A 15025-nucleotide genomic window follows, 5' to 3' on the forward strand; every position below is an offset into this window, starting at 1 on the left:
CTGAGGCGCTGCCAATTACGTTCAAGATGGTCGGTATCGACCTGGGGATCAAAGACCTGTTCGTGACCAGTGACGGCCATCGGGTGAATAATCCCCGCCACACTGCCCGCTATGCCCGAAAGCTAGCGAAGGCGCAGCGGCGCCTCAGCCGTAAGCAAAAAGGCTCGAACAACCGAGCCAAGGCACGGTTAAAGGTCGCTCGCTGTCACACCAAGATTGCTGACACGCGCCGTGACCACCTGCATAAACTCACCCGCCAGATCGTTAACGAGAACCAAGTGATTGCAGCGGAGAGTTTGCAGGTGAAGAACATGGTCAAAAACCGCCATCTCTCTAACGCCATCAGTGATGTTGGCTGGGGGGAGTTAGTGCGCCAGCTTGACTACAAGGCGGCCTGGGCGGGAAGGCAGTTTGTCCAGATTGATCGCTGGTACCCAAGCTCAAAACGCTGCCATAGCTGCGGCTTTGTGCGGGAATCACTACCGCTGGATGTTCGCACCTGGGACTGCCCAGATTGCGGTGCTCAGGGCATCGACCGCGACGTGAATGCGGCCCGCAACATTCTGCAAGCAGGCACCGCGCTATTAGCCGGTGCAGATGGTTGAAAGATCATACCGAGGGGCACTCGGGAATGTACGCCTGTGGAGTTTGTGTAAGACCAGCAGTGCCAAGGCATTGAAGGCAACGAACATCGAAGCAGGAACCAGGAAGGTAACGACCTGGGAATCCCCTTCCTTTCCGCCGCAAGGCGGCAGCGCAAGCTGAGGGAGGGGAGGATGTCAAGTATACCCCTTTGAGATGCGCTGGGATTATGTACAGCTACCGAATAGTACAACCACTGGTAGGAGCGCTAGCGGTCCCCCGCCCGAAAAGCATTGACAGCGGCTAGCAAGCCCGCTTTACGCGTGATAGACTACGCCATCCTCTCAGACAAGACCCGTGAGCGGGCAGCTATCAGACTGCTCGTTACACTATTTGGCAGAGTTAGAAACGCTGCTAAATCAATTGGTTGTTACGGAAATGTCGTGATTTGGCAAATGCCAGCCGACAAACACATAGTAAATTCGTTGCCGTTTTTAGGCAGCCCTTATTCTCCAAGGAGATACCTGTGGCGAACAGCAAGCAAGCACGCAAGCGCGCCCGCCAGGCCGAGACTCGTCGTGTCCTGAAATCCAGCCAGCGCAGCATGGTCCGCACCTACATCAAGCGTGTGATCAAAGCGATTAACACCGGCGACCATGGCAAAGCGATGGAAGAGTTCAAGGTAATGCAGCCGGTCGTTGACCGTATTGCTGATAAAGACGTTCTTTCTAAGAAGAAAGCTGCACGTCTGAAAAGCCGCTTGAACAAGCGCATTAAGGCTCTGGCGGCGTAAGCCGGCAGGCGCCATAAAAAAAACCGGCTGCGGCCGGTTTTTTTGTGCCTGAACGTCGCCTACCGGGCGATATGTGCATCTCTATTTAGCCTGTAGGGAATAACCTGATGAGCGCCGATACACCACAGCATGCCAATATGCCGCCACCACGCCGCGGGCTAATGCGTTCGGGGTTGGTGGTCAGCGCGATGACCATGCTCTCCCGGGTGATGGGGTTGGTGCGCGATGTGGTCGTGGCAACGTTTTTGGGCGCAGGCAATGGCTCGGATGCCTTCTTTGTGGCGTTTAAAATTCCCAATTTTCTGCGCCGTTTATTTGCAGAAGGGGCGTTTAACCAGGCATTTGTGCCGGTGCTCTCTGAGTACTCCACCCAGCGCACCAAGCAGGAGATCCGTGAACTGCTGAATGCGGTAGCGGGGAGCCTAACCGCGCTGCTGGCGCTAATCACCGCGTTGGCGATGCTGGGCGCGCCCTGGCTGGTATGGCTGTTTGCCCCTGGCTTTGGACGCGACCCTGATAAACTCGCGATGACCGCCGATATGCTGCGGCTGACGTTTCCGTATTTGCTGCTCATTTCGCTCACCGCCTTCTCCGGCAGCGTGCTGAACACTTGGAACCGCTTTGCAGTGCCCGCATTTACGCCGGTGCTGCTGAATATTTCGCTGATCGGCGCGGCGCTATTCTTAATGCCGCTAATGGAAGAGCCCGCTATGGCGCTGGCGTGGGGCGTGCTGATTGCCGGGGCGGCCCAGCTTGCCTTTCAAGTGCCGTTTTTGCTGCGTTTGGGGCTGCTGCCGACGCCGTGGCCTAACTTCGCCCATGACGGCGTCAAGCGTATTTTAAAACTGATGGCCCCGGCGCTGTTTGGCGTATCGGTATCGCAGATCAACCTGCTGTTGGATACGGTGCTGGCATCGCTGTTGGCGGCGGGGAGCGTTTCGTGGCTCTACTACTCGGATCGGTTGGTAGAGCTACCGCTTGGCGTGTTTGGCGTGGCGATTGGCACCATTATCTTGCCTGCGCTTTCCAAGCGGCACGCGGAGCAGTCCACCGAGCACTTTTCCGCCATGTTGGATTGGGCGATTCGTGTGGTGCTGCTGTTGGGCGTGCCGGCGGCATTGGCGCTGGCGATACTGGCTGAACCGTTTTTGATTACCCTGTTCCACTATGGGGCGATGACCGATAACGATATTCAGATGGCGGCCATGAGCCTGCGTGCCTATGCCTTCGGGCTGGTGGCCTTTATGCTGATTAAGGTGCTAGCGCCTGGTTTCTTCGCCCGTCAGGACACCAAAACACCGGTGAAGGTAGGCATTATCGCCATGGTCGCGAACATGGTATTCAACCTACTGCTGATTTGGCCGCTGGCCCACGCGGGCTTGGCGTTGGCCACTGCGCTCTCTGCATTTTTAAACGCGGGGCTACTGGGGTATCTGCTTTACCGCCAGCAGGTGCTGGTGTTTCAGCCGGGTTGGGGGCGTTACTCGGTGCAGTTAGTCGGCGGCAGCGTGCTGATGAGCGTGGCGCTTATGTTAGTCTCACCTGATTGGCAGGTGTGGTTAGAGTTTGGGCTATGGCAGCGTGTGGGGTGGGTAGCCGGGCTAGTCGTGCTCGGGGGCGGGCTCTACTTTATCTGGTTAACGGCGCTTGGCCTGCGGCTTCGCCACTTTAAAATGAACGGCTAGGAAAGGGGCAGGCGCGTGAGCGCTATTATCTTCTTCTGCACCAGAGCAGCGCGTTCGTTATAATCAAACGCTTTGAAAACGGCCAACGGCCTTAAAACGGAAAACGCTTTTAAAACAAGCTTTTAAAAAAGAGGTGCCATGCACGTCATTCGAGGTCTGCACAATCTGACAGCGTCCCATCGTGGCTGCGTGGCGACCATTGGTAATTTCGATGGCGTGCATCGCGGCCATCAGGCGATTCTACAGCAGTGCCGCGAGCACGCTGCGCGCCTGAACGTACCGCTGACCGTGGTGGTGTTTGAGCCTCAGCCCCGCGAGTTTTTTGCCGGAGACCAAGCGCCGCCGCGCTTAACGCGCCTGCGGGAAAAAGTGCGCCTGCTGCGCGACCACGGTGCCGAGCAGGTGCTTTGCCTGCCGTTCAACGATGCCTTGCGCAGCCTCACCGGGCGCGAGTTTATCGATCAGGTACTGATTGATGGGCTGGGCGTTAAGCATCTAGTGGTGGGCGACGACTTCCGCTTTGGCTGTGATCGCCGTGGCGACTTCAGTTTGTTAGAAGCCGTGGGGCGCACTCATGGCTTTGGCGTAGAGCATACTCGCACCTTCAAAGTCGATGACGAGCGGGTATCAAGCACTCGAGTGCGTACGCTGCTGGCCAGCGGTAACTTTGAAGTGGCCGCCCGCCTGTTGGGCAGGCCTTATTCGCTGCATGGCCGCGTGGTGCGCGACCAGCAGTTGGGGCGCACCATTGGTGTACCGACCGCGAACCTACCGCTATTGCCCCAGCCGCTGACGCTACGGGGAGTATTTGCGGTGGTGGCCGAATTGGCGAATGGCGAGCGCCACCCCGCCGTAGCGAACGTCGGCTTTCGGCCTACGGTAGGGTCTAAACGCCCTACGCTGGAAGTGCACCTGCTGGATTTTTCCGGCGATCTGTATGGCCAGCGGCTGACGGTTTACCCCTGCACACGGCTGCGGGGGGAAGTGAAGTTTGACGATTTTGACGCGCTAAAAGCACAGATTCACCAGGACCAAGCCAAGGCGCGCCGCTACTTTGCGACCGCCGACGCTGATCTAACGACCTCTCTTCCGCTGGCCTCGGCCCCGCTTGGGCGTGAGACCGCTTCTTCTGATTTCACTTCGGCGGATGACGCCGCCGATACTAACGACGGCTGACCGGACTATGGACTATAAGCACACGCTAAACCTGCCAGAAACCGACTTTCCTATGCGCGGCATGCTGCCGAAGCAAGAGCCAGGGCGTGTTTCCCAGTGGCAGGATATGAACCTATACCAGCGCCTGCGCGAAGCCCGTGCGGGTGCGCCGCTGTTTGTACTGCACGATGGCCCTCCCTACGCCAACGGCAGTATCCATATCGGTCACGCCGTTAATAAAATTCTTAAAGATATTATCGTTAAGTCCAAAAACCTGGCGGGCTTTGATGCGCCCTACGTGCCGGGTTGGGACTGCCACGGCCTGCCCATTGAGCACAAGGTCGAGACCACCCATGGCAAGCACCTTCCGGCGGATAAAGCCCGTGAGCTGTGCCGTGAGTACGCTGGTGCTCAAATCGAAACCCAACTGGTGGACTTTGTGCGCCTGGGCATCATCGGTGACTGGGATCATCCATATCGCTCCATGGATTACGCCAACGAAGCGGGCGAGATCCGCGCGCTGGCGGATATGGTCGAGGCGGGCTACGTCTTTAAAGGCCTGAAGCCAGTGAACTGGTGTTTCGACTGCGGCTCGGCGCTGGCCGAGGCGGAAGTCGAGTACGCCGATAAAAAATCCGATGCCATCGACGTTGCCTTCCCCGTGGAAGACGCCGACAAGCTGGCGGCAGCGTTTGGCTTAAGCGAGCTATCAAAGCCCGCCGCCGTGGTGATCTGGACCACCACACCGTGGACCATCCCCGCCAACCAGGCGCTGAACGTTCACCCCGACTTTACCTACGCGCTGGTGGATACCGGCGAGCGTCTGCTGCTGTTGGCCGAAGAGCTGGTCGAGAGCTGCTTAGAGCGCTTTGGTTTACAAGGTGAGGTGGTCGCGACGACCCAAGGCAAACACCTGGATCTGATCAATTTCCGCCACCCGTTCTACGACCGCCTCTCGCCGGTTTATCTGGCGGATTACGTGGAGTCTGAGGTGGGCAGTACCGGTATCGTTCACTCTGCTCCGTCTTACGGTATGGATGACTTTGTCACCTGCCGTGAGCACGGCATGAGCTTTGACGACATGCTAAATCCGGTGCAGGGCAACGGCGTTTACGCGGATGACCTGCCGTTCTTCGGCGGTCAGATGATCTGGAAAGCCAACCCGAACATCATCGAGAAGCTGCGTGACGTCAACGCGCTGATGGCACATACGCCTATTAAGCACAGCTACATGCACTGCTGGCGTCATAAAACGCCGGTGATCTACCGCGCCACGGCCCAGTGGTTCGTCGGTATGGATATTCAGGGTAAAGATGGCAAAACCCTGCGCGAGCGCGCGCTGGCCGGTATCGAAGCGACGGAATTCACTCCTGCTTGGGGGCAAGCGCGCCTGCACAGCATGATCGCCAACCGCCCGGATTGGTGTATCTCTCGCCAGCGTAACTGGGGCGTGCCGATTCCGTTCTTCCTGCATAAGCAAACCGGTGAGCTGCACCCCAACACCGTGTCGCTGATGGAAGAAGCCGCCAAGCGCGTGGAACAAGAGGGCATTGAGGCATGGTTCAAGCTCGAACCTTCCGAGCTGCTTGGTGCGGAAGCCGCTGACTACGAAAAAGTCACCGACACGCTGGACGTGTGGTTCGACTCAGGCACTACCCACCGCCACGTGCTGCGCGGCTCGCACCCCCACGGTCATGAAAGCGGCCCGCGCGCTGACTTGTACCTGGAAGGTTCTGATCAGCACCGCGGCTGGTTCCACTCTTCGCTGCTCACCGGCGCGGCGATTGATGGCCATGCCCCGTATCGTCAGCTGCTGACCCACGGCTTCACGGTGGATGCCCAGGGCCGCAAGATGTCCAAGTCCATCGGTAACGTGGTCGCTCCGCAAAGCGTGATGGATAAGCTGGGTGCCGATATTCTGCGCCTATGGGTAGCGTCTACCGACTACTCCGGTGAAATGGCCGTCTCGGATGAAATCCTCAAGCGCACTGCCGATGTGTACCGTCGTATCCGCAACACCGCGCGCTTCCTGCTTTCCAACCTGAACGGCTTTGATCCCAAGCGGGACCAAGTGGCGTTTGGCGATATGCTGGCGCTGGATCAGTGGGTCGTGGATCGCGCCGCACAGCTTCAAGGCCGCATCGAAACCGCCTACGAGGAGTACCGCTTCCTGGATGTGTACCAGCAGGTACACGGTTTCTGCGCACGGGAGCTGGGCGGCTTCTATTTAGACGTGATCAAAGATCGCCAGTACACCACTCAAACCGACTCGCTGGCCCGCCGCAGCGCGCAAACCGCGCTTTATCACGTGGTGGAAGCGCTGAGCCGCTGGGTAGCGCCAATTCTGTCGTTCACCGCCGAGGAGATCTTTGAGCATATCCCCGGCGAGCGTGGCGATAGCGTGCTGCTGGAGACTTACTACACCGGGCTTTCCACGTTGGATGAGGGCGCCGAGATGGGCCGCGCGTTCTGGGAGCAGGTGCTGGAAGTGAAGCACTCGGTGAACAAATGCCTGGAAGACGCCCGTAACGCTAAAGTGATCAAGGGTAGCTTGGCGGCGGAAGTGACGCTGTTCGTCAATGAAGAGCTGCACGCGACGCTGGCGAAGCTCGGTGACGAGCTGCGCTTCGTGATGCTCACCAGCGAAGTGCACCTAGCGCCGCTGGCGGATGCCGCCAATGCCGAAAGCACTGAGCTTGAAGGCTTGAAGGTTGCGGTGAGCGCCAGTGGGCATGCCAAGTGCGAGCGCTGCTGGCACCACCGGGCAGACGTAGGCAGCGTTGCCGAGCACCCGGACCTGTGTGGCCGCTGTGTAAGTAACCTGCCCGAAGGCAGCGGTGAGATTCGTCACTATGCCTAACACAGCTTCCCCGGTGAACGATTCACACCAGCGGCCGCCCATGCGGCGGCCGCTGCGCTGGCTATGGCTTGCCGTGGCGGTCATTGTGTTGGATCTTGCGACGAAGTATGCCGCTAGCCACTTTTTAAGCTATGCACAGCCGGTTGAAGTCTTGCCGTTTTTCAACCTCACGCTGCTGCACAACACCGGCGCGGCGTTTAGCTTTTTGGCCGAACACCCCGGCTGGCAGCGCTGGTTTTTTGCAGCCATTGCTATTGGTGCCAGCATTGGCCTCACCGTGTGGCTGTCGCGCATTCGTGCAGATGAGAAGCTACTCGCTATCGCCTTGCCGCTGATTATCGGTGGGGCGCTGGGTAACCTATACGACCGCTTAATTCATGGCTATGTGGTGGATTTTCTCTCTTTCCATGCGGCAGGCTGGTATTACCCTGCCTTTAACGTGGCGGATATCGGCATTACCCTAGGGGCCATTGGCCTTATCTGGGAGTCGGTGATGGGCGAGCGTCGCCGCAAAAAAGCCGCGCACTCTTCATCTTCTTAACATGCCAATGAGTGAGGCATCATGGATTACCTAATCGACGACGGGATGGAAATTACCCTGCACTTCACGCTGAAGCTGGAAGATGGCACGGTGGTGGATTCCACCAAAGAGAAGGCCCCAGCCACGTTTCAGTATGGCGACGGCAATCTGCCACCGGGGTTTGAACACCCCATTAAAGGCATGGCAGCGGGCCAGAGCGGGACGTTTCATATCACCCCTGAGCATGCGTTTGGCCAGCATAACCCGCAGAACATTCAAACCCTGAAGCGGGCTGACTTTGGTGATGAAGCGCCTGAAATCGGTATGGTGATGTCGTTTGCCGACAAAGCGGGAACGGAATTGCCGGGCGTGGTCAAAACCATTGACGGTGACCGCGTAGACGTTGACTTCAACCATCCGCTGGCAGGACGTACATTGACGTTTGAGGTTGAAGTGCTCAACGTTACGCCGATCACCACACACTAATTTCCTGAGCGATGCAGGTTGCATCAAGGCGCTTTTATGCAGTCATCAGAGTCATCTCAGCCCGTACAGATCAAGCTAGCCAACCCGCGCGGGTTTTGTGCGGGCGTCGACCGCGCGATCGATATCGTCAACCGCGCGCTGGATGTCTTCGGCCCGCCGATTTACGTTCGCCATGAAGTGGTGCACAACCGCTTTGTAGTAGAAACCCTGCGTGAACGCGGCGCGGTCTTCGTGGAAGAGCTCCATGAAGTGCCCGACGATGTGATCGTTATCTTCTCTGCCCACGGCGTTTCCCGGGCGGTGCAGCAAGATGCCGAGCAGCGTGGCCTGAAAGTATTCGATGCCACCTGCCCGCTGGTCACCAAAGTGCATATGGAAGTGCTGCGCTACGCCAAGCGCGGCCAGGAGTGCATTCTGATTGGCCACGAAGGCCATCCGGAAGTAGAAGGCACCATGGGGCGCTACGACACCTCCCACGGTGGCAAGATCTATCTGGTGGAAGACGAACAGGACGTTGCCAATCTGGTCGTCAACGACCCGGCGGCGCTGGCGTTCGTGACGCAAACCACACTCTCTATGGACGACACGGCCAAGGTGATCGACGCGCTACGGGAAAAATTTCCCGAGATCCAGGGGCCGCGCAAGGACGATATCTGCTACGCCACCCAAAACCGCCAGGATGCGGTGCGCGAGCTGGCAGCAGATAGCGACTTGGTGCTGGTGGTTGGCAGCCCCAACAGCTCGAACTCGAACCGCCTACGTGAGCTTTCTGAGCGTATGGGGACCCCCGCTTACTTGATCGATAACGCCGAGCAAATCGAGCCATTGTGGTTGGAAGGCGTAAAACGTATTGGCGTCACCGCTGGCGCAAGTGCCCCCGAGGTGCTGGTAAAAGGCGTGATTGATCAGTTGCAGACATTGGGGGCTACGGCACCTGTTGAGCTGCAGGGGCGTGAAGAGAACATCACCTTCTCGATGCCGAAAGAGCTGCGCGAGCAAGTGATTGTAAGCGGGTAATGCAAACGGTATCGGTTTGCGACATACTCAAAGTATGAGTGAACTGATATGGGAGCATCGCTTAGTGTCTTATGTTTTTGAGCGCCGTGCGGGTGACGTTAGTAAGCACCAGCGCGGCTTTACCCTCATCGAATTACTGATTGCGGTGGTCATTATTGGGATCATCGCAAGCATCGCCTATCCCAGTTATACCCGCTATGTTGAGCGCAGCCAGCGCGCTGAGGCTAAAGCTGTACTCATGGAAACTGCCAGCATCCTTGAGCGTTGTTATACCAATAATTACAGCTATGAAAACTGTACTGCTGCCGAGCAGTATCTTGACAGTCAATCAAATGACTTATATATGTTCGATACAATTGGACCCAGTGCAGGTAGTTATACAGTCAGTGCAACAAGCGAAAAAAGTCGTGTGAAAACTGGATGTGAGACGCTGGAGCTACACAGTAACGGTGATCGTACTCCTAGAGACTGTTGGTAACTTATGACTCAACGCGGCTTTAGTTTAATAGAGGCACTTATTGCGTTATTGGTGCTCTCCATTGGGTTAATTGGGGTGGCCGCTATGCAGGTAAAAGCGCTGCAAAGCGCTACTGCCGGTTACCAGCGCTCGGTGGCGACGTTGGCTGCTGTAGACGCCCAGGAGCGGCTTTGGGCGCAGCTGGCTCAGAACGTAAGCTGTGATGAAATGGTCGACAATGTGCTAAGCGACTGGCAAGACGATTGGTTTGTAGGCAGCGATACACCCATTCGCTACTTTTCCGGAGCTATTACCCTTCGTAGTGAAGCGTGTGAGTTTGAAATCGCAGTGACGGCCGGAGATAGTGGCCCAACCGAGGACAATGAGCCACTGACGTACACTGTTCGCCTTCCTCAAATAGGTAGCTCATAATGTTTCAAGTGCGCCAAGCAGGCTTTAGCCTTGTTGAGCTAATGGTTGCGATGGCCATTGGTACAGTGATTATTTTGGGTGCTGGGCAGCTTTTTCTCACAACGTTTCAAACCTTTGACAAAGTCAGAGATCTTAGCCGTAAACAGGAGTCGCTTGTTTTTATTACAGGCGTAATGGTCCAAGATATCCGGTCTGCAATATATGTTGACGTTGAGTTAGAGGAAATACCTATTGAGGTTTTAGTTCCTTCTCGGAGTAGTCAATGTGAAGAAGGTGAGCGCTTAGCAAAAAGATATTTTTTATCAGAAACAGGTGGAAATTTCTCTTTAAGTGTTAGAAGAAGGTGTAACAGCGAAAGCAGGTGGCACACTGAGCCACTTGTTGAAGGCTTTTACGACGATAGTAAAGAGTCGTTTTTTTTTGAAGACTTAGGCGATGGTCTTTACGAGATGACAATACGGCTAGCTACCCAGAACGGGGAAAGCTATGAAGAGCATATGCTTCGCATACAAAATCGAGCAGAAGCCTTTCTATAGGTGCTGATTATGCAAAAACAACAAGGCGCTGCCCTTATTATCGTACTGGTGCTACTGAGCGTGTCGTTGGTAATTGGCATGTCGGGGATGAATGCTGCGCTGGTGGATGAGCGGCTAGCGGGGAATTATCGTGCTTCTGTTCAAGCGCAGATGAACTCAGATAGCATGATGTCAGAGATTCATAGCTCAATGGTTGGAGATCTAGGCGAAAATTTTAATAAACTTCAGAGTGATATGGGAGAGGAAAAAGAAAAAATTTATAGATGGGACGAGATAACTGCTCTTTTGGAATTCACGAGCACGTTTGACAACACAAATAAATTAAAAGTTAAAGTAAAGATTGAAGGTGAAGAGGTTATTGTTACAACACAAGATGATGGAACAAATAACAATGCTGTTCGTGAAACGGTGGCAATTTATCGAAAGGGCAGTGGAGGCACGGGGTCTGGTGGCGATTCTGGAGGCGGTAGTAATGACAATGATAGTAACAGCGGCGATGGTAGCTTGAGCCCCTTTGAAGCTCCTGTAGTTGGCTGTGAAGGAGTAACTTCAGGTAGTGGTTCCACTATCAGTAGCTATCGCTCAAGTGATGATCCATGGGATAAAGATCAGCCAGAAATTTATGCCGGCCCTTTAGTCCGGACTACTTCTAATGGTGCCGATGTTGAGTTAACAGGCGGTGGTCAAGTGCATGGTGGAGTCGAGGCCATAGGTAAGATTTATATTAATTCTGTTAGTGTACATGGTAATGTTATTGCCAACGGGAATGTCACTTCACAAAATAGTCAAAATTACCCTGTAAGTGGCAATATAGAAAGTATGCAAGATATTATCATCAACAATACTACAAAGGTGTTGGGTCATGTAAAGGCAGAGGGAGAAGTAAGAACTACTCAATGGGACTTTAGTGTGGGTGAATCGATTTATGCAGGAGGTAGAATTGTATCGCCACGCAATGATCCTGCTGACCATTTAGTAAATGGTAATAGAGACCAGTTTTTTCCTTATACTTCACCAGGGCTTACTCAACTTGAGCCTCAAGGGTGTGACGTTTTTGATTTCTCCGGAAATGACCTGACACAAGAAATGGCTCGTTATCAGTCTGAGCTTGGTAGTCAAGGGTCTATCACAGTGGGGTCGTACCCAAATAATGAATGGCGTATTACGCCTGAAAAAATTGAACGATATGACGAAACTTGGAATGTGCGAAACTGGGTAGAATATGCTAGGTCTCAAGAAAATTTTTTGCTAGCTGATAAAGCAGCTTTTTATCGTTTAGAAAATTTAAAATTTGCAGGTAGTCCTGTGCTGAGAATAAGTGGTGGTGATGTAGTGTTAGTAATCGATGGTGATTTTATTACTGGAAATGGCGGTAATAATATTAATGGTAGTGTTGTTATTGATGATGACAGTAGTTTGACAGTTTTTGTGGGAGGAAAGGTTTCCCTTGGTAGTAATGTCAAAATGCCAGTAACTCAAACATTTAGCTCCTCAGATCGTCCTACATTCTCAATTTTTTCGAGTTACGAGAGTGACGGAGTGGGAGTTAATGTTGATGGAGGCGGACGCGTCGTAGCCAATATTTATGCACCTTATACCAAAGCAAGTATTAACTCAGGCGGTAACTTGTTTGGCAGTGTAAGAGCAAAGTTTGTTGATGTTTCAGGAGATGGTGCAATTGTTTATCCGTCAAATAGCTCGCCTGAAACGGGAAACGGCGGTGGCTGGCAACTGGTTGGCTGGCAATAACCCCATTCGCCACACAACCGAGTGCGCGTTATCATGGCAGCATTTTCTTAAGAGCCTGTAAACTAAGAGCCTGAAAACTATGAGTCAGCTTGCCAAAACCCGCGTTCTCACCGGTATCACCACCACCGGTACCCCGCACCTCGGTAACTATGTAGGGGCGATCAAGCCCGCTATTGAGGCCAGCCAAGACCCCAACGTTCAGTCGTTTTACTTTTTGGCTGATTACCACGCGCTTATTAAGTGCCAAGACCCGAAGCGCGTGCAGGAGTCTCGCCTGGAGATCGCGGCAACATGGCTGGCGCTGGGGCTGGATACCGATAACGCTATTTTCTATCGGCAGTCGGATATCTTAGAAATCCCTGAGTTGATGTGGATGCTCTCGTGTGTGTGTGCCAAGGGCCTGATGAACCGTGCCCACGCCTATAAAGCCGCGGTGGCGGAGAATGAGGAAGCCGGTAATCAAGACCCGGATAAAGGCGTCACCATGGGGCTGTTTGGCTATCCGGTACTGATGGCCGCCGATATTTTGATGTTCAATGCGAATAAAGTGCCGGTTGGCCGCGACCAGATTCAGCATATCGAAATGGCGCGAGATATGGCTGGCCGCTTTAACCACCTGTTTAAAGGCCAGTACTTTGTACAGCCTGAAGCCGTCGTGGATGAAAAAGTGGAAGTGTTGAAAGGGTTGGATGGACGCAAGATGTCCAAAAGCTACAACAACACCATCCCGCTGTTTGTGAGCGAGAAAAAGCTGCAGAAGCTGGTGCGTAAAATCAAAACCAACTCGCTGGAACCCGGCGAGCCGAAAGACCCGGATACCTGCACCCTGTTCCAGATTTTCTCAGCCTTCGCGAGTGAATCCGAAGCGTTGGCTATGCGCCAGCAGTACGCAGAGGGCATTGGCTGGGGCGAAGCGAAAGACCGCGTATTTGAGTATGTCAACGCCCACCTAAGCGCCCCTCGTGAGCGTTATAACGCGCTGATGGAAGACCCGGCTCATATTGAAGCAGTCCTGCAAAAAGGCGCTGAGCGTGCCCGTGAGGAAGCCGCCGTGACCATGGATCGGCTGCGTGCTGCGGTAGGGCTTGGACGGTTTGTTTGATTAGTTGATAACCCTTATCTAAATTAGCTAAGCGCTTGATTTCTGTCGGCGCTTTTAGCATTACTTAAAGGTGAACTATGGCGACGACCTCTACGGTGGCACCGGTTAATCATCGGGTGCCTCTACTGGCAGCCGCAGCCATTGTGCTGGGTGCCTTGGTGATTGGTGTGCTGTTTAGCGCCAATATCGGCTTACTTATGATCGTAGGTGGCCTGCTGGGTATGGTGCTGTACCATGCGGCGTTTGGCTTTACAGCGGCGTGGCGGGTGTTTATTACCGAGCGCCGTGGGCGTGGGCTGCGGGCGCAAATGGTCATGCTGGCGATTGCCGTGGTGCTGTTCTTCCCGGCGCTGGGCGCGGGCAGCCTGTTTGGTACTGAAGTGCGCGGCTTCGTTTCTCCCACCGGTATTTCTGTATTAGTGGGCGCGTTTATCTTCGGGGTAGGCATGCAGCTAGGCGGTGGCTGTGCTTCCGGCACGCTGTTTACCGCAGGCGGCGGTAATGCACGCATGCTGATTACGCTGGTGTTCTTTATTGTGGGGTCGGTGATTGGCACCGCGCACTTTGCCTGGTGGCAGAGCCTGCCCGCTTTCCAGCCGGTATCGCTGGTCAATGTAGCCGGAGTTGGCGGCGGTATTGGCATTAGCTTAGTGTTGTTTGCTGCCATTGCGGTCTTTACCGTGATTATGGAGAAACGCCGCCACGGTCATCTAGAGCAAGCCCCGCTGGTGGATAAGCCTGGAGCCGAGCGTTGGTTATCCGGCCCGTGGCCGCTGGTAGCCGGTGCGGTAGCCCTGGCATTGCTGAATTTTGCTACGCTGGCACTGGCTGGCCGGCCCTGGGGCATCACCTCGGCGTTTGCGCTGTGGGGGGCCAAGAGTTTTGAGCTGGTGGGTGGCGATGTGAGCCAGTGGGGCTACTGGCAGGCACCCGGCAATGCCGCCGCGCTGGAAGCCAGCGTATGGGGAGACATCACCACGGTGATGAACGTTGGCATTATGTTGGGCGCGCTGGCAGCGGCAAACCTGGCCGGGCGCTTTGCCCCTAACTTCCGTATTCCGCTTAAATCTGTGCTGGCGGCGGTGATTGGCGGCATTATGCTGGGCTACGGGGCTCGCTTGGCCTTTGGCTGCAACATTGGCGCTTACTTTAGCGGCATTGCTTCCGGCAGCCTGCACGGTTGGGTGTGGATGGCGGCGGCCTTCGCTGGCAACATGGCAGGCGTTAAGCTGCGCCCGCTATTTTTTGATGGCGAAGCAGGGCGCAAGCCGGTAGCGAAAAGCTGTTAAACGTTCCGCCGTTCAAACTGCGTCATAGCGCCTTGGTTAACGCCAAGGCGTTTTTTTATCGAACATCGCGAAAAACCCCGTACTTCTTCTAGTGCGAGGATGGATAGCGAGGGGCGCGAGAGCGCCCCTAGTCCGGCCTCGATTGTTGCTCAATATACTGCTTGACCATGCTCAGGGGGGCGCCTCCGACACTTCCCGCAAAGTAGCTTGGACTCCACAGCGAGTTCTTCCGGTAGTAAGCGTTCATTCCACGACGTAGTTGACCTACTTCACGTCACGCAGAGGCCTTAATAACTCCGGCGAGACCTTGTACTGTTTGGTGCCGTCCTCGGCCAGAACAATCACACTCTTGCGGTTGATCT

Annotated in this window: 14 protein-coding genes and 1 pseudogene; 14 read left to right on the forward strand and 1 reads right to left on the reverse strand. The window is 55.0% G+C overall.

All coding sequences use genetic code 11. From position 1 onward, the window contains the following. From L1249_RS16440 to L1249_RS16505, 14 genes are all read left to right on the forward strand, one after another. A partial coding sequence (locus L1249_RS16440; RefSeq protein WP_235253753.1) for an RNA-guided endonuclease InsQ/TnpB family protein occupies positions 1-605 on the forward strand: 605 nt, incomplete at its 5' end. A gap of 503 nt (positions 606-1108) precedes the next feature. Next, positions 1109-1375, forward strand: a complete 267-nt coding sequence (gene rpsT / locus L1249_RS16445) for a 30S ribosomal protein S20 (RefSeq protein ID WP_016916025.1) — start codon at positions 1109-1111, stop codon at positions 1373-1375. A gap of 107 nt (positions 1376-1482) precedes the next feature. Beyond that, positions 1483-3060 (forward strand): murein biosynthesis integral membrane protein MurJ, encoded by a 1578-nt coding sequence (gene murJ / locus L1249_RS16450; protein ID WP_172416536.1) that lies wholly within the window; start codon positions 1483-1485, stop codon positions 3058-3060. Positions 3061-3198: 138 nt separating this feature from the next. Beyond that, positions 3199-4236, forward strand: a complete 1038-nt coding sequence (gene ribF / locus L1249_RS16455; RefSeq protein ID WP_172416535.1) for a bifunctional riboflavin kinase/FAD synthetase — start codon at positions 3199-3201, stop codon at positions 4234-4236. A gap of 7 nt (positions 4237-4243) precedes the next feature. Further along, positions 4244-7075, forward strand: a complete 2832-nt coding sequence (gene ileS / locus L1249_RS16460; protein ID WP_172416534.1) for an isoleucine--tRNA ligase — start codon at positions 4244-4246, stop codon at positions 7073-7075. Then, entirely contained in the window at positions 7068-7616 is a 549-nt protein-coding gene (lspA, locus tag L1249_RS16465) for a signal peptidase II (protein WP_044630333.1), read from the forward strand. The genes ileS and lspA overlap by 8 nt, the downstream gene beginning before the upstream one ends. A gap of 21 nt (positions 7617-7637) precedes the next feature. Continuing rightward, a complete protein-coding gene (gene fkpB / locus L1249_RS16470; protein WP_058576366.1) occupies positions 7638-8081 on the forward strand; it encodes an FKBP-type peptidyl-prolyl cis-trans isomerase in 444 nt (147 codons plus the stop codon). Positions 8082-8117: 36 nt separating this feature from the next. Continuing rightward, positions 8118-9098, forward strand: coding sequence for a 4-hydroxy-3-methylbut-2-enyl diphosphate reductase (gene ispH / locus L1249_RS16475; protein ID WP_172416533.1), 981 nt, complete (start codon positions 8118-8120; stop codon positions 9096-9098). 34 nt (positions 9099-9132) lie between these two features. Continuing rightward, positions 9133-9576: a type IV pilin protein gene (locus L1249_RS16480; RefSeq protein WP_172416532.1), complete on the forward strand. Its 444-nt coding sequence runs from the start codon at positions 9133-9135 to the stop codon at positions 9574-9576. Positions 9577-9579: 3 nt separating this feature from the next. Beyond that, positions 9580-9987, forward strand: coding sequence for a type IV pilus modification protein PilV (gene pilV, locus L1249_RS16485; RefSeq protein ID WP_172416531.1), 408 nt, complete (start codon positions 9580-9582; stop codon positions 9985-9987). Next, a complete protein-coding gene (locus L1249_RS16490) occupies positions 9987-10523 on the forward strand; it encodes a PilW family protein (protein ID WP_172416530.1) in 537 nt (178 codons plus the stop codon). The genes pilV and L1249_RS16490 overlap by 1 nt, the downstream gene beginning before the upstream one ends. Before the next feature lie 9 nt (positions 10524-10532). Further along, positions 10533-12272 carry a DUF7305 domain-containing protein gene (locus tag L1249_RS16495; protein ID WP_172416529.1) on the forward strand — a complete coding sequence of 580 codons (1740 nt, stop codon included), beginning with the start codon at positions 10533-10535 and terminating at the stop codon, positions 12270-12272. Positions 12273-12351: 79 nt separating this feature from the next. Then, complete coding sequence (locus tag L1249_RS16500) at positions 12352-13374, forward strand: tryptophan--tRNA ligase (RefSeq protein WP_172416528.1); 1023 nt, start codon at positions 12352-12354, stop codon at positions 13372-13374. A 77-nt stretch (positions 13375-13451) separates the two neighbouring features. Beyond that, positions 13452-14663 (forward strand): YeeE/YedE family protein, encoded by a 1212-nt coding sequence (locus L1249_RS16505; protein ID WP_058576370.1) that lies wholly within the window; start codon positions 13452-13454, stop codon positions 14661-14663. Positions 14664-14790: 127 nt separating this feature from the next. On the opposite strand, the pseudogene L1249_RS16510 reads toward L1249_RS16505, so the two are convergent. Beyond that, positions 14791-14898 (reverse strand): annotated as a pseudogene (locus L1249_RS16510) (transposase); the annotation flags it as partial. Positions 14899-15025: the final 127 nt, after the last annotated feature.

Source organism: Halomonas sp. Cn5-12 (genome assembly GCF_021532545.1).
Classification (GTDB): Bacteria; Pseudomonadota; Gammaproteobacteria; order Pseudomonadales; family Halomonadaceae; genus Vreelandella; species Vreelandella aquamarina.

Excerpts from the sequence above, each read along its gene's own strand:
- L1249_RS16505 (WP_058576370.1), top strand. The coding sequence starts at position 13,452 with ATGGCGACGACCTCTACGGTGGCACCGGTTAATCATCGGGTGCCTCTA.
- ribF (WP_172416535.1), top strand. The coding sequence starts at position 3,199 with ATGCACGTCATTCGAGGTCTGCACAATCTGACAGCGTCCCATCGTGGC.
- murJ (WP_172416536.1), top strand. The coding sequence starts at position 1,483 with ATGAGCGCCGATACACCACAGCATGCCAATATGCCGCCACCACGCCGC.
- L1249_RS16495 (WP_172416529.1), top strand. The coding sequence starts at position 10,533 with ATGCAAAAACAACAAGGCGCTGCCCTTATTATCGTACTGGTGCTACTG.
- ileS (WP_172416534.1), top strand. The coding sequence starts at position 4,244 with ATGGACTATAAGCACACGCTAAACCTGCCAGAAACCGACTTTCCTATG.
- L1249_RS16480 (WP_172416532.1), top strand. The coding sequence starts at position 9,133 with ATGAGTGAACTGATATGGGAGCATCGCTTAGTGTCTTATGTTTTTGAG.
- L1249_RS16500 (WP_172416528.1), top strand. The coding sequence starts at position 12,352 with ATGAGTCAGCTTGCCAAAACCCGCGTTCTCACCGGTATCACCACCACC.
- fkpB (WP_058576366.1), top strand. The coding sequence starts at position 7,638 with ATGGATTACCTAATCGACGACGGGATGGAAATTACCCTGCACTTCACG.
- lspA (WP_044630333.1), top strand. The coding sequence starts at position 7,068 with ATGCCTAACACAGCTTCCCCGGTGAACGATTCACACCAGCGGCCGCCC.
- L1249_RS16490 (WP_172416530.1), top strand. The coding sequence starts at position 9,987 with ATGTTTCAAGTGCGCCAAGCAGGCTTTAGCCTTGTTGAGCTAATGGTT.
- ispH (WP_172416533.1), top strand. The coding sequence starts at position 8,118 with ATGCAGTCATCAGAGTCATCTCAGCCCGTACAGATCAAGCTAGCCAAC.
- pilV (WP_172416531.1), top strand. The coding sequence starts at position 9,580 with ATGACTCAACGCGGCTTTAGTTTAATAGAGGCACTTATTGCGTTATTG.